Annotated in this window: 16 protein-coding genes; 12 read left to right on the top strand and 4 right to left on the bottom strand. The window is 63.0% G+C overall.

Annotated features, from left to right (window positions below; genetic code table 11):
• Window positions 1-27: 27 nt before the first annotated feature.
• Window positions 28-825 carry an NRDE family protein gene (locus AC097L_RS07110; RefSeq protein WP_479585566.1) on the top strand — a complete coding sequence of 266 codons (798 nt, stop codon included), beginning with the start codon at window positions 28-30 and terminating at the stop codon, window positions 823-825.
• 63 nt (window positions 826-888) lie between these two features.
• Here AC097L_RS07110 and AC097L_RS07105 read toward each other — a convergent pair whose 3' ends face one another.
• The 4 genes from AC097L_RS07105 to AC097L_RS07090 form a co-directional block, all read right to left on the bottom strand.
• Complete coding sequence (locus AC097L_RS07105; RefSeq protein ID WP_479585565.1) at window positions 889-1,836, bottom strand: PhzF family phenazine biosynthesis protein; 948 nt, start codon at window positions 1,834-1,836, stop codon at window positions 889-891.
• A 153-nt stretch (window positions 1,837-1,989) separates the two neighbouring features.
• Window positions 1,990-3,156, bottom strand: coding sequence for an aminotransferase-like domain-containing protein (locus tag AC097L_RS07100; protein WP_479585564.1), 1,167 nt, complete (start codon window positions 3,154-3,156; stop codon window positions 1,990-1,992).
• Window positions 3,157-3,194: 38 nt separating this feature from the next.
• Window positions 3,195-3,785: a LysE family translocator gene (locus AC097L_RS07095; RefSeq protein WP_479585563.1), complete on the bottom strand. Its 591-nt coding sequence runs from the start codon at window positions 3,783-3,785 to the stop codon at window positions 3,195-3,197.
• Window positions 3,786-3,800: 15 nt separating this feature from the next.
• Complete coding sequence (locus AC097L_RS07090) at window positions 3,801-4,730, bottom strand: DMT family transporter (protein WP_479585562.1); 930 nt, start codon at window positions 4,728-4,730, stop codon at window positions 3,801-3,803.
• Window positions 4,731-4,835: 105 nt separating this feature from the next.
• On the opposite strand from AC097L_RS07090, the gene AC097L_RS07085 reads away from it, so the two are divergent.
• From AC097L_RS07085 to AC097L_RS07035, 11 genes are all read left to right on the top strand, one after another.
• A complete protein-coding gene (locus AC097L_RS07085; protein WP_479585561.1) occupies window positions 4,836-6,245 on the top strand; it encodes an aminotransferase-like domain-containing protein in 1,410 nt (469 codons plus the stop codon).
• A gap of 139 nt (window positions 6,246-6,384) precedes the next feature.
• Window positions 6,385-7,590, top strand: a complete 1,206-nt coding sequence (locus AC097L_RS07080; RefSeq protein WP_479585560.1) for an SGNH/GDSL hydrolase family protein — start codon at window positions 6,385-6,387, stop codon at window positions 7,588-7,590.
• Between the two features lie 320 nt (window positions 7,591-7,910).
• Window positions 7,911-8,741 (top strand): sugar phosphate isomerase/epimerase family protein, encoded by an 831-nt coding sequence (locus tag AC097L_RS07075; RefSeq protein WP_479585559.1) that lies wholly within the window; start codon window positions 7,911-7,913, stop codon window positions 8,739-8,741.
• Between the two features lie 45 nt (window positions 8,742-8,786).
• Window positions 8,787-9,908, top strand: a complete 1,122-nt coding sequence (locus AC097L_RS07070) for a substrate-binding domain-containing protein (RefSeq protein WP_479585558.1) — start codon at window positions 8,787-8,789, stop codon at window positions 9,906-9,908.
• A 37-nt stretch (window positions 9,909-9,945) separates the two neighbouring features.
• Window positions 9,946-10,968, top strand: a complete 1,023-nt coding sequence (locus AC097L_RS07065; protein ID WP_479585557.1) for a zinc-binding dehydrogenase — start codon at window positions 9,946-9,948, stop codon at window positions 10,966-10,968.
• Between the two features lie 74 nt (window positions 10,969-11,042).
• Window positions 11,043-12,182, top strand: coding sequence for a substrate-binding domain-containing protein (locus tag AC097L_RS07060; RefSeq protein ID WP_479585556.1), 1,140 nt, complete (start codon window positions 11,043-11,045; stop codon window positions 12,180-12,182).
• Between the two features lie 72 nt (window positions 12,183-12,254).
• Entirely contained in the window at window positions 12,255-13,424 is a 1,170-nt protein-coding gene (locus AC097L_RS07055; protein ID WP_479585555.1) for a levoglucosan dehydrogenase, read from the top strand.
• A complete protein-coding gene (locus AC097L_RS07050) occupies window positions 13,421-16,012 on the top strand; it encodes an ATP-binding cassette domain-containing protein (protein WP_479585554.1) in 2,592 nt (863 codons plus the stop codon). Before AC097L_RS07055 ends, AC097L_RS07050 begins: the two co-directional genes overlap by 4 nt.
• Window positions 16,009-16,977 carry an ABC transporter permease gene (locus tag AC097L_RS07045; RefSeq protein ID WP_479585553.1) on the top strand — a complete coding sequence of 323 codons (969 nt, stop codon included), beginning with the start codon at window positions 16,009-16,011 and terminating at the stop codon, window positions 16,975-16,977. The genes AC097L_RS07050 and AC097L_RS07045 overlap by 4 nt, the downstream gene beginning before the upstream one ends.
• Window positions 16,978-17,002: 25 nt before the next feature.
• Window positions 17,003-17,326, top strand: a complete 324-nt coding sequence (locus AC097L_RS07040; protein WP_479585552.1) for a putative quinol monooxygenase — start codon at window positions 17,003-17,005, stop codon at window positions 17,324-17,326.
• A 57-nt stretch (window positions 17,327-17,383) separates the two neighbouring features.
• Window positions 17,384-18,370, top strand: coding sequence for a LacI family DNA-binding transcriptional regulator (locus tag AC097L_RS07035; protein ID WP_479585551.1), 987 nt, complete (start codon window positions 17,384-17,386; stop codon window positions 18,368-18,370).
• Window positions 18,371-18,379: the final 9 nt, after the last annotated feature.

Genomic DNA, 18,379 nt, shown 5'->3' with positions numbered 1-18,379 from the left:
CCCACCCAGCCACCCACCCTGCCAGGCATGTGTCTTCTGGCCTTCCAATGGCAACCCGGTGCCCGCGCGCCGCTGACCATTGCCGCCAACCGCGATGAGTTCTATGCGCGCCCCACCTTGGCGCTGCACGCCTGGGCCGACGGCCACACAGTGGCGGGGCAGGATTTGCAGGGCGGCGGCACCTGGATGGGCGTGCACCGGCCCAGCGGGCGGCTGGCGGCGCTGACCAATGTGCGTGACCCGGCGGCAATGCGTGCGAATGCGCCCACGCGCGGCGGCATCGTCACGGCGTTTCTGCACAGCGGCCTGAGCGTCGACGATTTTGCGCAGCAGTTAGCAGCGACATCGGATGCCTTCAATGGCTTCAACCTATTGTTGTTCGACGGCCAGCAACTGGTGGCATTCGAGAGCCGCCAGCGGCGGCATTTCCAGCCAGCGTCCGGCGTGTGGGCGGTGTCGAACGCCGACTTCAACACCCCCTGGCCCAAGCTGGTGCGGTTGCGCAGCGGCTTCGCCAGCGCACTGCACACCCACCAGGCGGCAGAGTCAGCGACCATCTCCCCGGCGCTGGAGGCAGACCTGTGGCCGCTGCTGGCCGACACCCACGTGGCCGACGATGCCGAGCTGCCCACCACCGGGGTTAGCCTGGCGCTGGAACGCACCCTGTCTGCCGCCTTCATCTGCGCGCCGCATTACGGCACCCGCGCCAGCACGCTGGTGCACCATGCACGCGACCGAGTGCAGGTTATAGAACGCAGTTTTGGGGCACAAGGTGTGCAAGAACCTACCGGGACTGTGCGTTTGACGCTGGACGGTTTTACATAGAAAAATAGCATCCTGCGCAGATATTACCTGCGCAGGATGCTATTTTTTTAGGAGCATATTGATTTACAACAGCACGCTGCCGTGGATGCAGGTGACGGATGCGCCGCCCGCCCATACCTGGCCTTGCGCATCGCGTTCGATGTGCACCCGGCCCGCGCGGTCCAGGCAGGTGCCTTGGCTCACAAGGTACTGTTCGGGCGCATAGCCGTCTGCTATCAGCCACTGGGCCAGGCTGGCGTTCAGGCTGCCAGTGACGGGGTCTTCCAGCACGTCCACCGCGGCGGCGAAGGCGCGCACTTCCATCTGCGGTTCGGCAGCGGTATCTACGGGCGCGCTGCGGCCAAAGGCGCGGGCCTCCCGGCTGGAGCGGGCGATGAGCTGGGGTGCATCGTCCACCGGGTACAGCCCGGCCACGCCTACGGTGATGCCGGTGTTTTTCAATGCCAGGTGGTCGGGAGTGAGTTGCAGCACGGTTTGCGGGCTGTCCAGCAAGATGCCCAGCCAGGGCAGGCCGTTGTCCAGCATCTGCGCGGCCACCACGTCGCGCGGCTTCAGGCCCAACGCGGCGGCCACCTGGGCCAGCACCATGGCGCTGGGCGCGCTGCGCTTCAACGCTGGAGCAGCGAACAGCAGGCGATCGCCTTGTGCGTGGGTTTCTCGGCGGATCGGCACCAGCCCCACGGCGCATTCCTGCACCACCATCTTGGCCGCACGCGGCTGGCCACCCGCCTGCAGCCAGGCATGGCAGCTGCCCAGCGTGGGGTGGCCGGCAAAGCGCAGCTCGCTTTTCGGGTCGAAGATGCGCACCCGGTAATCCGCCCCCGCCGCCCGGCCCGCGTCGGTGGGTGGCAGCAGAAACGTGGTTTCCGACAGGTGCGTCCAGTTGGCAAAGCGCTGCATCTGCGCATCGCTCAAGCCCGCGCCGTCCAGCACCACCGCCAGCGGGTTGCCCTGGTAGGGGGTGGGTGTGAAAACGTCGACTTGCTGGAAGGGGCGGGTATGCGGAGTCATGGTGAGTCGGGTCAATGCGGGTATTCAAGCGCGGCGCAACAGGCTGAACGCCCCCCCAGGGATACCGTGGAACTGGCTTTGCCAGGCCACTGGTATCGCCCCCTGCATGGGGGTTGGAGAAAGATGCGAAGCACTGCAGCCTGGGGGGGAGCCTTATTTCATCGCGTCTGCGAGGGCTTTGATGCCGATGTTGATCTGCTCCACGCTGGCGGTCACGAACGACAGGCGGATGGTGTGCGGATCGGCGTTGTCGGCATAGAAAGCGGTGCCGGGCACGAAGGCCACGCCCTTGTCCACCGCCTTGGGCAGCAGGTCCACGGCGTGCACGCCTTCGGGCAAGCGGGCCCACAGGAACATGCCGCCGTCGGGGGTGTTCCATGTCACGCCCGCAGGCATTTCGCGGGTCAACGCGGCCAGCATGGCATCGCGCTGGGCTTTGTACAGTGTGCGGATGGTGGGTACGTGGCGGGCCAGGAAGTTATCTTGCATCACCGCCACCACCATGCGCTGGTTGAAGCTGGGGCTGTGCAGGTCGGCGGCCTGCTTGGCTTGCAGCAGTTTGGGCATCATGGCCTTGGGGGCGATCACGTAGCCCAGGCGCAGGCCGGGGGCCAGCACCTTGGAGAACGAGCCCATGTAGATGCAGCCGTCGGGGTTGCGGCCAGTCAGCGGTGGCGGTGGTGGCGCGTCAAACCACAGGTCACCGTAGGGGTTGTCTTCCACCAGCGGCAGGCCCAGGGCGGCGGCGCGTTCGATCAGCGCGGCACGGCGGGCTTCGGGCATGGTGCGACCGGTGGGATTCTGAAAGTTGGACATCACATACAAAAAGCGCCCTCCGGCGGCTTTGCGGGCCAAGTCGTCCAGGTCCACGCCCTGGTCGTCGCAGTCCACGCCCACCACGGCCGGTTCCATCGGTGCAAAGGCCTGCAGCGCGCCCAGGTAGGTGGGTGTTTCCACCAGCACTTTGCTATCCTTGTCGATCAGTACCTTGCCGATCAGGTCCAGCGCCTGCTGCGAGCCGGTGGTGATCAGCACCTGGGCGGGTTCTACGTTCCAGGGCAGGCCCGCGGCCACGATCTCGCGCAGCGGGCCGTAGCCTTCGCTGGCGGCGTACTGCAGCGCGCCCTTGCCGTCTTCGTGCAGCACCTTTTCGCAGGCCGCCGCAAATTCGGCCACCGGAAAGGTCTTGGGCGAGGGCAGGCCGCCCGCAAAACTGATGATGCCAGGGCGCTCGGTGACCTTGAGGATTTCGCGGATCACCGACGAGTTCATTTTTTCGGTACGGGCGGCGAGGGTCCAGGGGTTGGATGGGTTGCTCATGGGGACTTTGTGCAATTAGGGTGGAGTTGGATTGTCAGCTAAGCGAGCATCGGTGCGAGCGAAGCTACCAGTAAAACCGCCATCACGCTGTTAAAAATTCGGCGGTAGCGCGGAATGCGCAGCCAGTGGCGCAGGCGGCTGCCGCACAGCGCCCACAGACTGATGGCCGGGATGCCGACAACGGCAAACCACGCCGCCGCACCCACCACCAGCGCACTGCCACTGTGGGCGGGCACATAGCTGCTGAACGCGCCCACGGCCATCACCCAGGCCTTGGGGTTGACCCACTGGAAGCCCGCCGCGCCCCAGAAACCCAGCGGGTGGGCAGCCTCGGCATCTTTCGGTGCCCCGGCGATGGCCACGCCCCAGGCCAAGTACAGCAAATAAGCCGCGCCTAGCCACTTCAGCACCAGATAGAGCTGAGGCACCTGCGCAAACAGCAAGCCCAGCCCCAGGCCCACCGAGGCCAGCAGAATAAAGAACCCCGTGGAAATGCCCGCCATGTGCGGCAGCGTGGCGCGAAAGCCGTGGTTCACGCCCGAGGCCAGCAGCATCAGGTTGTTCGGGCCGGGGGTGATGGAGCTGACGAAGGCAAACAGCGTCAGCGCGGCGAAGAGTTGGGTATCCATACTGGCTCCTGAAAATCAACGAACGGGCATGCGCTTGCCGATGAAGACGGTGGCAATCACCGCCAGGCTAAAGCCCAGCGTCACCACATCCAGCGTTTCGCCCAGAAGTGGGATGGAAATCAGCATGCTCAAAAACGGCTGCACCAGCTGCACCTGGCTGACGCGCACGGTGCCGCCCAGCGCCAGCCCCCGGTACCAGGCAAAAAAGCCCAGCCACTGCGAAAACACCGCCAGGTAGGCAAAACCGGCCCAAGCGTGGACCGACACCGCCTGCTCGGGTTGCGTCCACAGTGCCACAGGCAAAGTGATGGGCAGGGCCAGTACCAGCACCCAGCAAATCACCTGCTCGCCGGGCATGCGCTGCGCCAAGCGCCCGCCAAAACCGTAGCCCACGGCGCCCAGCAGCATGGCCAGCAGCAGCAGGCCGTCGGCGGCCTGGATATGCAGCCCGGCTTGCCCCGAATGCAGCATGGCAAACGTCACCACCATCCCGCTGCCCAGCACGGCGCACAGCCAAAAGCCGGTGGACGGGCGTTGGCGGTGCATCAGCGCGCCCATCACCGCCGTGGCCAGCGGCAGTACACCAACGATCACACTGGCGTGGACCGCCTCCACATGGCGCATGGCGATGGAGGTGAGCAGGGGGAAGCCAAACACCACACCCGCCATGGTCAGCAGCAGCGGCATCCAGTCCTGCCGCTGCGGCCAGGGCGCACGGGTGGCCCATAAGAACAGCGCCGACAAGCCGCCCGCCAGCGTCGCACGGCCCATGGCCACAAACACCCCGGACATCTGCGGCACCTCGGGCGTGCCCACGGCCATGCGCGTCATCGGCAGGGTCAGCGCAAAAATCACCACGCCCAGCAGACCCAGCCAGAGGCCACGGCGTTCGGCGCTGCGGTGCGAGGGCGGCGGCAGGGGGAGGGTGGCAGTGTGGGTGTGCATGGTGATATCCAATGTAGTGGCAATATCAGCACACTGGCAGTACACTTTAACGACTCAGTTTGTGAACTGTATTGCCCATTAGGCCAGCACACAGGACGTACCACCATGTTGATGAAAACCGCAGACCAAACGCTGACCGAGCAGCTCGCCAGCCATTTCGCCGAGCGCATCCGCAGCCGCTTGCTGGCCGCCGGTGCGCGCCTGCCCTCGGTGCGCCAGTGCGCCCAGCAGCACCAGGTCAGCGCTTCTACCGTGGTGGCGGCCTACGACCGGCTGCTGGCGCTGGGCCTGGTAGAGGCGCGCAAGAACCGCGGCTTTTATGTGCGAGACTTTATACAAAATGGGGCTCCAGCGCAGGATATGCATACGCGAGAAGCTACACATTCCATAGCAAGCCCGCCCCGCCGCCCCATCGACGCTACCGCCCTGATGCGCGGCATGTTCCAGGGCGACAGCGACACCCCCCAACCCGGAATGGGTGTGCTGCCACCTGACTGGCTGGCCAACAGCTTCATGCCCGCCGCGGTGCGCCGGGTGGCGGCAGGCACGGCCGATTTCTCGCGCCGCTATGGCGACCCGGCGGGCGACCTCGGCCTGCGCCAAAGCCTGTCGAAAAAGCTGCTCGGCCTGCACGTACCGGCCGGGCCCGAGCAGATCATCACCACCGTGGGCGCCACCCACGCGCTGGACATCGCCAGCCGCACCCTGCTGCGCTCCGGTGACTGCGTGATGGTCGAAGAACCCGGATGGGCGGTGGAATTTGCCCGGCTGGAGGCCATGGGCATGCGCATCCTGCCCGTGCCGCGCAACGCCGACGGGCCGGATTTAGAGGTGATGGCCCGCTACTGCGAGGCGCACAGCCCGAAGCTGTTTGTCAGCGTGAGCGTGCTGCACAACCCCACCGGCTTCTGCCTCACCCCTGGCAGCGCGCACCGGGTGCTGACCCTGGCCAACGCCCACGACTTCTACATCCTGGAAGACGACACCTACAGCCACCTGGCCCCCGAACACGCCACCCGCCTGTCCGTGCTGGACGGCCTGCAGCGCACCCTGTACGCCAGCGGTTTCTCGAAAATCCTGGCCCCTGGCTGGCGTGTGGGTTTTCTGGCCGCCCCCACCGCCCTGGTGGACCGCCTCACCAACACCAAGCTGCTGGCCACATTGACCACCCCGTCCCTATTGGAAAAAGCCCTGGCCTGGTGCATCGACCAGGGCCAACTGCGCCGCCATTCGGAAGGCGTGCGCGCCCGCCTCGACCAGGCCCGCACCCGCAGCACCAAGCTGGCCCTGGCCGCAGGCTGCAGCTTCGCCTCCGAACCCGCAGGCCTGTTCGGCTGGGTCGAAACCGGCGTAGACACCGATGCCCTGGCCCAGCGCATGCTGGACGAGGGCTACATGCTGGCCCCCGGCGCCCTGTTCCACGCCAACCGCCAGCCCAGCAGCCTGATGCGCATCAACTTTGCGAATACGCAGGATGCGGCGTTTTGGAAAGTGTTTGCGCGGGTGCGGGGCTGAAGCGGGCGGCCTGTGCCGCGGGGCAGTAAGCCCCTATCTCTGCATTTACCGCGCGTAGTATGGTGGGGGTTGATCACTGCCCAAGCGTGCGCAAGGTCGTACAACCGTGTCTCCTTAATTCCCAAAGAATATCGATCCTATGCCGCCTGACTTCGCTTCCAGCTCTCAACACACCTGGGTGGCTACCTGGACCGCCAGTCCCCAGCCCGTCTGGCCCGCCAGCTTCCCGGTTCCCATCGGTCTACCGCGCCAGCTCTGGAACCAAACCCTGCGCCAGACCGCGCGCATCAGCATTGGCGGCGAGCGGGTTCGCATCGTCCTGTCCAATGCCTATGGTGACCGGCCGCTGGTGATTGGCGCAGCTGAACTCGCCTTGGCCCACAGCCCCTCGGCCACCGTGGCCGGATCGGGGCATGCGCTACGCTTCGATGGCCAGCGCGGCACGGTGATCCCTCCCGGAGCCATCGCCATCAGCGACACTTTGGCATGGCCTGTGGCACCGTTGACCAGCTTGTCGATCAGCCTGTACCTGCCCGAGATTACGCCTACCTCCACCATGCATTTCGATGCCCGCCAAACCGCCTGTATTGCCGCTGGCGACGTGGTTTCGCAGGTTGGGCTGACTACCGAGGCCAGCTTCACTTCGCGCCTATTCCTGAGTGCTGTGTGGGTCGATGCCCCGGCTGCGGCGCGCGCGGTGGTGGTGCTGAGCGATTCGATCGCCGATGGGGACGGCTCCACGCTCGACGCTAATCGGCGATGGCCCGATGGGTTGGCCGAACGTTTGCAGGCGGCAGGTGGAGCGCCAGTGGCGGTGCTGAACCAAGGTATTTCGGGCGGCCGGGTGCTTGCCGACGGCATGGGTTCCAGTGCGTTGGCGCGGTTTGATCGGGATGTGCTCGCGCAGCCAGGCGTTGACACCCTGATTCTGATGCTGGGCCTGAACGATATCGGTTGGCCAGGCGGCGTACTCGACCCGACCGGGGCGTTGCCCACCGTGGCAAGCCTGACCAGTGCCTACCGCCAGTTGATAGCCCGCGCCCGCGCCCATGGTTTGCGCGCCATCGGGGCAACTCTCACCCCTTTTGCCGGGGCCTTGTCCGACGGACCGTTTGCCTATTTTTATGACCCGGCCAAGGAGAGTTTGCGCGTTCAGGTCAACGCATGGATACGTGAGGCTGGCCATTTTGATGCGGTTATCGACTTCGACGCGGCCGTGCGCGATCCGCAGTCGCCGACCCGGCTACGGCCGGAATACGACTCGGGCGATCACCTCCATCTGCAAGACCGAGGCTATGCCGCCATGGCGGCGCACGTCGATCTGGCCTTGCTCCGGGCCGCTTGAGGTGAGTCTCGCCATCGCGGGAAAACCCCGATTAAATAAAAAAAGTAAACGATTACTATACAACCCATAGAGCAACGCACCTGCTGGGATTGAGGTGTTGTTAGCGGCCTGAATTGCAAGCATGGGGTAGGGAGGAAATATTCCTCCTCACTTTGATGTAAAAAAGTAAACGATTACTTTATTCCAGAAATGCATGTTTTGTGGGCTGGAACTTAAGCTGAAATGGGATGGTTCCTGCCCAGCCGCATCAAAACGGTAAAAGATGGATCTAAAAAAGTAAACGATTACTAAAACCGATTGTCAATTGAAGGGGATCTCTGATGAAGCGCTGGAAACTGGGTTATCAAACCAACTGCTGGGGCCCGATGGGGGGCGACGCTGTTGGCGTCACGTCTGCCACACGCCTGACCTACCGCACTTATGGCGACATGGGGCGCGCCATTGCCGACATCGCCGAGGCCGGCTTCGATGGTGTCGAGATGTTTGACGGCAACCTGCTCGACTACCAGCCAGCTGAATTGCGTCGCCTGCTGGACGCGGCCGGGGTGCAACTGGTAGCGTCTTACAGCGGTTGCAACTTCATCTTTCCCGATCTGTTGGAAGAGGAACTGGCGCGCATCGACCGGGTTTCGGCGGCCACCGCAGAAGCCGGTGGTAAATACATCGTGCTGGGCGGCGGAGCGCAGCGCGCCGCAGGTATCCGCGAAGGCGACTACGCCCTGCTGGGCGCGGCGCTGAACCAGGCCGCAGCCGTGGCCCGCAAGCATGGCATCAGCGCGCACTACCACCCGCACCTGAGCACCATTGTCGAAACCCCCGAGCAGGTGCGCAAGATCTTCGCGCAGACCGACATCGGTTTCTGCCCGGATACCGCCCACTTGGCTGCCGGTGGCGCTGACGTGCCGGCGCTGATCGAAGAGTTCTTCGACCGCATTACCTATGTGCACATGAAGGGATGGCAGCGCACGCCCTTCCGTTTCACGCCACTGGACCAGGGCGACCTCGACACGCGCGCCATCTTGGCCAAGCTTGAGGAACTGAATTTCGAGGGTTGGATCACGACCGAGCTTGACGAATGGTCCGAACCAGCGGCCGCAGCCCAGCGCACGCGCAAGTTTTTTCAAGACTTCGAGGCGACACAAAAAAATTAGGCCTGGACCTACAGGCACCCATCACAACAATAAAAGGAGACATTCATGCTACGTTCTATCCCCACCGTTTTTGCTGCGGCCCTGTCGGCCGTGCTCATCGGCCTTTCCACTTCTGCTGTAGCGGTAGACCCCGCAGCTGCGCTGGCGGTGTTGAAAGACAACGTGCAGAGTCTGGGCCCCCATGGCGAGAAGCCTGCACCGGCCTCGGTGGTGCAGCTCAGCGATGCCGAACTGGCCAAGATCAAGACGATGAATGCGACCGCGGCCATCGTCTTGCATTACAGCGGCAACGACTGGTCGCGCGCCCAGATTGCCGGTCTGAAGGACCAGTTTGCCAAGATGAACATCAAGGTGATTGCCGTTACCGATGCCGGTTTCAAGCCTGAAAAGCAGGTCGCCGACATCGAAACCGTGTTGACCCAGAAGCCTTCGATCATTGTCTCGATTCCGGCAGACCCGTCGGCCACGGCCTCGGCTTACAGGGCGGCGGCGGCCCAGGGCGTGAAGCTGGTTTTCATGGACAACGTGCCCAAGGGCATGCAGTCCGGCAAGGACTATGTCAGCGTTGTTTCGGCCGACAACTACGGCAATGGCGTGGCCGCTGCCCACCTGATGGCGCAAGCTCTGAAGAGCGAGGGTGAGATCGGTATCGTTTTTCACGCGGCAGATTTCTTCGTTACGCGCCAGCGCTACGACGCCTTCAAGAAGACCATCACCAGCGACTACCCAAAGATCAAGATCGTGGCCGAGCAGGGCATAGGCGGGCCCGACTTCACGGGGGATGCCGACAAGGCCGCCAGCGCGATGCTGACCTCGAACCGCAAGATCAAAGGCATCTGGGCGGTCTGGTCCGATCCTGCCGAAGGGGTACTCGCCGCGGCGCGCACCGCCGGGCGTGACGACCTGATCGTCACCACAGTTGATCTGGGTGAAACCGTCGCTATCGATATGGCGCGCGGCGGTTTCATCAAGGGCCTGGGTGCGCAGCGCCCCTACGACCAAGGCGTTACCGAGGCCTTGCTGGCTGGCTACGGACTGCTGGGCAAGGCTGCACCGGCCTACGTAGCCCTGCCGGCCTTGCCAGTGACCCGGCAGAACGTGCTGGAGGCCTGGCAAACCGTTTACCACGTGCCAGCCACAGAAAAAATCAAGAGCAGCCTGCGCTGAACTTGTTCTTAATTCGATCTTTTGGAGCGATCACAGTATGAAAGCAGTCTACTTACCTGGCAATAAAGAGGTGGTGGTGCGCGAGCTCGATCCCCCTCGGCCCGGCCACGGAGAGGTACAGATCGCCGTCAAGGCTTCCTGCATCTGCCGCAGCGATATGAGCCTGTATTACGGCAATGCGTTATTGGGGGATGCCGAGCCCGGCCGCTTTATTTGCGGCCATGAACCAGCCGGTTTCGTTGAAGAACTCGGTCCTGGGGTCTCGACGCTGAAGGTCGGCGACCGCGTGGCGGTGCACCTGGCGCTGGGGTGCGGCACCTGCCCGGCCTGCCGGCGCGGCATCTTTCACCTGTGCCCCACCTGGAAATGCATTGGCTTTACGGCCCACGGTGGCAATGCCAACTACATGGTGGTACCTGAGCGCAATTGCCTGCGCATTCCGGACGCGATGAGCTTCGTCGCTGCGGCGATTTCGACCGATGCTTTTGGAACCCTTTACAGCGCTTGCAAAAAGCTCGAACTGTCGGGCGCTAGCACCCTGGGTATCTGGGGCATGGGACCGATGGGTTCGAGCGGCATTCTGGCGGCAAAGGCGCTGGGTGCGCGGGTCGTTGCCCTCGACCCCATCGCCGAGCGCCGCGAGTTTGCACTCAAGCTGGGTGCCGACTTAGCCCTAGATCCGACCGACGTTGGCGTGCTGGACTCGATCAAAGAGTTCAGCCACGGCGACGGGCTGAGTGCGGCCATTGACTGTTCGGGCAATGCGGGGGCGCAGAACATGGCGCTCGACGCCGTGCGGCCCTTTGGCAAGGTGGCCTTCATCGGCGAGTCCAAGGAGACCACCATCCGCCCCAGCGAACAACTGATCCGCAAGCAGATTACCTTGATGGGTTCTTGGTACTTTGGCATCGCCGAATACGCCGAGTTCGCCGACTTGTTGATCTCCAAAAAGATCGACCTGGAGCAACTAGCCACGCATACCTTCAGCCTAGATGAGGCACCACAGGCCTTCAGTCTGTTCGACCAACGCAAGACCGAAAAAGCCGTTTTTGTCATGTGATATCTCCCAAGGCGCCGGGCACCACCCAGCGCCGCTCACCCTGCAACCACCTAGCCTCACCTTTGGATTTCCCCATGAAAACATTTTCTGTCTCCCGCCTCGGCGCCGCACTGTGCACCGCTGGTTTCGTCATGGCGCTGGGCATCACTGCGCCAGCTCTGGCCTATGACCCCGCTGGCGCGTTGAAAGAAGTGGCCACGATGCTGCCACCCGCTGGACCGGGTGGCGAAAAGCCGGTCCCGGCGTCTGAGATCAAGCTGTCTGCGGCCGAGATCGACCAGGTCAAAGCCAAGAAGGCCAAGGCTGCTATCGTCATGCACTACGGCGGCAACGACTGGTCGCGGGCCCAGGTCGAGGGGCTCAAAGCCCAGTTCAAGTTGATGGGCATCGAAGTCATTGCTGTCACCGATGCTGGCTTTAAGTCTGAGAAACAGGTAGCCGATATTGAGACGGTGTTAGTGCAAAAACCCGACATCATTGTCTCGGTCCCAACCGATCCGGTGGCTACCCGGGCTGCGTATCAAAAGGCGGCCAAGCAGGGCGTGAAGATCATCTTCATGGGCAATGACCCCAAGGGCCTGGAGGCGGGCGTTGACTATTTCAGCAATGTCTCCCCCAACGACTACGGCAACGGCGTGGCGTCTGCGCACCTGATGGCGCAGGCCCTGGGCCCGAATGGCGGCGAGATCGGCATGGTGTTCCACGCTGCGACCGACTTCTTCCAAACGCGCCAGCGCTACATCGGCTTTAAAAAGGTAATGGCCGACTTTTACCCGAACATCAAGATCGTTGCCGAGCAAGGTATCGGCGGCCCGGACTTTGTGGGTGATGCTGAGAAAGCTGCTGGAGCCATGTTGACCTCGAATCGCAAGCTCAAAGGCATTTGGGCAGTGTGGGATGTGCCAGCCGAAGGCGTGATCGCGGCCGCCCGTGCGGCTGGTCGCGATGATTTGATCATCACTACCGTTGACTTGGGCCAGAACGTCGCCATCGACATGGCGCGCGGCGGGTTTGTCAAGGGCGTTTCGGCACAGCGTCCTTACGACCAGGGCGTGACTGAGGCCTTGCTTGGTGGATATGCGCTGCTGGGCAAGAAGGCTCCGACTTTTGTCGCCTGGCCAATCATTCCTACTACCAAAGCCAATGTGCTGGATTCGTGGAAGCAGGTCTACCACGTGGACGCGCCAGACAACATCCGCAAAAGCATGAAGTAAGCCTAACCAACGTTTTGCACGGGGATGCGCGAGTTGCCGTCCCTGGCCCACACTTTAAGTAAGGAAATAACCATGACTAAAAACCTCAATGTCGCCATGATTGGTGGCGGCTTTATGGGCAAAGCCCACGCTCTAGCCTATGCCGCGATGCCCATGTTTTTTTGGCCCGCGCCTGCCATCCCTGTACGCAAGGTGGTGGTTGACATCAACCCGGCAGCGGCCGAAATCGCCCGCCAGCGCTTTGGCTTCGAAGAAGCATCGAGCGACTGGCGCGCGGTGATCGCCCGTCCAGACATCGACATTGTTGACATCGTCACTCCCAACGACAGCCACGCTGAGATCGCGATTGCCGCAGCCCAAGCCGGCAAGCACATCATTTGCGAAAAGCCGCTGGCGCGTACCGCGCCCGAAAGCAAAAGCATGCTCGACGCCGTCAATGCCGCCGGCGTGATCCATATGGTGGCTTTTAACTACCGCCGCACCCCGGCCGTGGCGCTGGCGCATAAGTTCATCACCGAGGGCCGTATCGGCAAGATACTGAACTTCCGCGGTACCTACCTACAGGATTGGAGCGCGGACCCCGATTCGCCATTGTCCTGGCGCTTCAACAAGACGATCGCTGGCTCCGGCGCGGTGGGAGACATCGGTACGCACGTGGTTGACCTGGCGCGCTACCTCGTGGGCGACATCAGCGCGGTTAACGCCATGACGCATACCTACGTTAAGACCCGGCCGCTGCAAAGTGGTGGCGTGGACAAGCTTGGCGCTGCCGACAAGAACGCTAGCGGCCCGCGCGGCGCGGTCGATGTCGACGACGAGATGCTGACCATGCTGCGCTTCGCCAACGGCGCGGTGGGCTCGATCGAAGCCACTCGCAATGCTTACGGCCGGAATAACTTCTTAACCTTCGAGATCCATGGCGAACGCGGCTCCATCGTCTTCAATTACGAACGCCGTGACGAATTGCAGGTGGTGTTTGCCGACGATGCGGCCGATGTACGCGGCTTCCGCACTATCTACACCGGCCCGGCGCATCCTTACGGCGATGGCCTGTGGCCGATCCCTGGTCTGGGCATTGGCTACACCGAGACCAAGATTGTCGAATGCTATGACTTGTGCAAGGCCATCGTTAGCGGCCAGCAACCATCGCCCAACTTCGACGACGGTTACCGCGTCGAGCTGATCGCCGAGGCCATCCTGCACTCTGGCCAAACCGGCCTGTGGACCGAGATCGCAGCATGAACGCCAGTGCCCCGAATGCCGTTGCGGTGCGCATGACCGGCGTGTCCAAGTCGTTCGGAGGCATCCGGGCGCTGGACAACGTCGATCTGAGCTTCCACAAGGGCCAGATCCATGCGTTGCTGGGCGGCAATGGGGCTGGCAAGTCGACCCTCTTGAAGATTCTCAATGGCGTCTACACGCCCGACGCGGGCAGCAAGATCGAGGTCGGTGGGGCGTTGCTGGTTGAAAACACGCCCGAGGCTGCACGCAAGGCAGGCATCGCGATGATCTTCCAGGAGATGAGCCTGGTGCCCACGCTGAGCGTGGCGCAAAACATCTTTCTGACCCGCGAGCGGCGCGACGGCCTGGGCCTGATCGACGACGGCGAGGCCGAGCGCCAGGCGCGCGAACTGTTCGGCGAGCTCGGGATCGACATCGATCCACGTTTATTGGTGTCCGAACTCAGCGCTGGCCAGCAGCAGCTTACCGAGATCATCAAGGCGATGTCACAGCAGCCGAGCATCCTGATCCTCGACGAGCCGACCACGGCACTGTCGTCGACCGAGACCGACCGGCTGTTCGATTTCGTGGTGCGGCTCAAGACCAAGGGCGTGGCAATCGTCTACGTGTCGCACCGCATGGACGAAATCTTCAAGATTGCCGACGTAGCCACCATCCTGCGCGACGGCCGGCATGTGATGACGGCGCCGATCGGCGCGTTCACGCTGCAGTCGATGATTGAGCACATCGTCGGAAGTAGCGCGGCCGGCTTCCACGACTTTGACCGGCAGACAGCGCTGGGCGAACCGCTGATCGAGCTGCGCGGCGTGTCTGGTACCCGGCGGCCGCAGAACACTGTCAACCTGGTGGTCCACCGCGGCGAGGTGGTCGGCGTCGCCGGCCTGTTGGGCAGTGGCCGCAGCTCCATGGTCAGAGTGCTGTGCGGCATCGATCCTCTGGCTGCCGGCGAGATCCGCATCAAAGGCAAGGCGGTGTCGATTAAGAGCCCGCGCGACGCGATCCGCCATGGCATCGCACTGATCCCCGAGGACCGTCGGCGCCAGGGCTTCGTGGCAGCGCACAGCGTGGCTGAGAACATCCATCTGCCGGTACTCGACAAGCTCAGCAAGTTTTCGTGGATGCTGAGCGACAAGGCTAAACAACATGCCGACGGATTGATCAAGCGGCTGCGCGTGAAGACCGCTTCGGCTGACAGTGCCGTCAGCACGCTGTCGGGCGGCAATGCGCAGAAGGTGGTGATAGCCAAATGGCTAGGCAACAACCCGGACGTGCTGGTGCTCGACGAGCCCACAGCGGGCATCGACATTGGTAGCAAGGGCGAAATCGTGGCATTGGTCCGCGAGCTGGCCCGGCAAGGCAAGGCGGTGCTGATTCTTTCGTCCGAGCTCGCCGAGCTGCTGGCTGCAAGCGACCGCATCGTGGTCATGTCCAACGGCCAACTGGTGCGCGATATTCCCGGCAGCGAGCTTGAGGCAGTGATGGCCCCTGCCAGCCAGCCGGCCGAGCGCCAATTGCTGGCCGAGCGCTATCTACAGATGGCGCTGCAAAACCGGGCGCAGCAATATACCAAGACACTCAGCACCGGCCCGCACGGAGAGCCCCCGGAACTGTCGGTGAATGTCAAACTCAGCGACGAGGAGCTGGCCCGGATCCGGGCGATGCAGGCCCGGGCGGCGATCGTGATGCATTACGCGGGAAACGACTGGTCGCGTGCCCAGGTCGAGGGGCTGAAAGCCCAGTTTGCCGTCATGGGGATCGAAGTGGTCGCGGTGAGCGACGCGGGCTTCCAGGCCGAGCAGCAGGTCAAGGATATTGAGGCCGCACTGGCGCTCGATCCGCAGATCATTATCTCGATCCCGACCGACCCGGTGGCGACGGCGGCAGCCTACCGCCGGGCTGCCGAGCGCGGCGTCCAACTGGTCTATATGGACAACGTGCCCGCCGGGCATGTGGCCGGGCGGGACTATGTCAGCGTCGTTTCGTCCGATAACCACGGCAACGGGGTCGCCTCGGCACAGCTGATGGCCAAGGCGTTGGAGGGCCAGGGCGAGATCGGGCTTGTGTTCCACGCGGCCGAGTTTTCCGTGACACGCCAGCGCCACGAAGCCTTCAAACAGACCATGGCCCAGCAGCATTCCGGCATCCGCATCGTCGCCGAGCAGGGTATTTCCGGTCCCGACTTTGCGGCGCAGGCGCGGCAGGCAGCGCAGGCCATGTTTGCCGCGCACCCGCAGCTCAAGGGCATCTGGGCGGTTTGGGATGTGCCGGCGCAAGGTGTGATCGAAGCGGCCTGTGCTGCAGCTCGCCCGGACCTGGTGGTCACCACCATCGACCTGGGCCAGCAGGTGGCTACCGACATGGCACGCGGCGGCAATGTGCGCGGCGTGGCTGCCCAGCGCGTCTACGACCAGGGCGTGACCGAGGCTTTGCTGGCGGGCTATGGCCTGCTAGGCAAGGCGGCACCGGCCTTTGTTGTACTGCCGGCTTTGTCGGTAGACAAGGAAAACCTGGGCGACGCCTGGCAAATCGTTTATCGCCAGAGCGCCCTAAATTTTGAACCCAGCACACCGCAAGGAGAATTTCCATGACCACTTCCACGCTGGCCGCGCGGCCTTCCCCGTTCGCGCTGTTCACCACCTCTTGGCGCAAATACGTCATCTATCTTGGCTTTGTCGCGATCTTCGTAATCTTCTCGTTCACGCTGTTCGACAAGGGCTTTCTGGATCCGAACAATCTGCTCAACATCATTCGCCAGACGGCGATGATCGCGGTAATGGCGGTGGCTATGACCTTTGTGCTTTGCGCCGGTGAGATTGACTTGTCGATCGGCGCGGTGGCTGGTTTGGCCACGGTGACCACGGCCATGGCGATTGACGCTGCCGGGCCGTTGGTGGGAGTTTGCGCCGGTCTGGCTACCGGGCTGGTGGTCGGTCTTTGCAACGGCCTGCTGACGACCCGGATCGGTATTCCTTCCTTCCTGACCACGCTGGCCATGCTGGGTGTTGCCAAGGGCATTGCCATGTGGGTCAGCGGCACGGCGGCCATCCCGATCCTTTCGCCTGGCTATTCCTACCTTTTTGGTGGTGGCAATATCGGCCCGGTACCGACGCTACTGGTGTGGATGTTGCTGTTCGGCGTGTTCGGCCACCTGGCGCTGCGGCGCACCGGTTTTGGTCGTCGCGTGCTGGCCACCGGCGGCAACGAAACTGCAGCCCGCTACAGCGGCGTCGACACCCGTTCGATCAAGATGCGGGTGCTGATGCTGTCCAGCATGTCGGCAGCCGTCGCTGGCATGTTGTATGCGGGCCGCCTGCAGTCGGGGCGCTTCCAGCTCGGCGAAGGCGATGAACTGTCGGTAATCGCCGCCGCCGTGCTAGGCGGCACCAGCCTGTTCGGCGGTGCCGGTACGGTGGTTGGCACAATCATGGGCGCGCTGATGATAGGCATGATCAACAACGGCCTGATCTTGATGGGGCTGGAGTTCAGCCAGCAGTTGATCGCCAGGGGCATCATCATTATTCTCGCGGTTGCCCTGAGCCAGCAAAAACGTTAAATCCAAACATAAGGTCAAACCCAACATGAAACCAGGTTGCACCATCATCGGTAACGTCCACGGACGGCCGGAAAAGCGAGATGAATTGCTAGCACTGCTGCAGTCTTTCATCGTCCCCACGCGGGCCGAGGAGGGTTGCATCGAGTACCAGTTGCACGTCAGCGCCGAGGACCCCAACGCCTTCATGTTCTACGAGAACTGGGCCAGCCGCGCGATTCTGGAACAGCACATCGCTATGCCCTACATCCAGCCGCTCATCGCGCGGCAAGACGAGCTGCTGTCGCGCCCGGTGGAGATCGTCCACTACGAGATGCTCGCGCCTTTGCAGTCGGCGCGCTTGCGGGAGTGAGGATGCTGTTGCATTTACGTCAGTATTTGGCCCTGGCCAGATTGCGGGGAGTCTGAGGTGTCCATCATCGAGATTGCCAAACGGGCCGGTGTGTCCACCGCGACCGTGTCCCGGGTCGTGAACAACAACTACAGCGTGCGTCCGAAAACCCGTGAAAAGGTCGAGGGCGTGATCGCCGAGATGGGTTACCGGGCCAATTTTCTAGGCCGGAATCTGCGCACCGCGCAGAGCCGGTTGTTGTTGACCATGGTGCCCGACTTCGGTAACCCCTTTTATGCCGAGATTGTGCGTGGCATCGACGGCGTGGCGCGTGCGGAGGGCTACCACCTTTTGCTATGCGACACCAGTTCGGGCGTGGGGGCTGACCGCACCTATTTCGATCTGCTGCGCAACCGCATGGCCGATGGCGCGATCTGTCTCGACCCTGCCACCATCCAGCAAGAGCTTAGCCGCGAAAACGGTGAACTGTGCTGGGTGGCTTGTTGCGAGTTCGATCCCGTGGGGGCGGTGCCATTTGTCGGCATTGACAATGCCCGCGCGGCCTTCGACGCGGTGAGCTATTTGGTCCAGCGGGGCTGCCGCAGCATTGCTTTGCTCAACAGCGACACGCGTTTCCTGTATTCGCAGCAACGCCACAAGGGCTATTTGGATGCACTGCACTCTGCCGGACTGGCACCGCCTGCCGGGGGGGTGATCACAACCCAAGGTCTAACCTACGACCATGGCCGCGACGCCATCGCCGACATGTTGGCCGCTGGCCTGCGCCCGGATGCGGTTTTTGCCGTCTCCGATACCCTCGCCATTGGCGCCATGCAAGGCTTGCGCAACGCCGGACTGTCGGTGCCGGACGATGTGGCGGTGGTCGGCTTCGACAACATCGAGCTCTGCACGATGGTGCAGCCCAAGCTGACCACCGTGGCCCAGCCCATGCATCAGCTGGGTGAAACCGCTGCCAAGCTGCTGTTGCAGCGCATGCGCAATCCAGACGCTGCCATCGAAGGCATTGTTCTCGAACACAAACTGCATTTCCGTGGCTCAGCCTGACCCACATAC

This window comes from Rhodoferax sp. RT5P35, from assembly GCF_056521385.1.
This window is presented reverse-complemented; position numbering and strand designations above follow the sequence as displayed.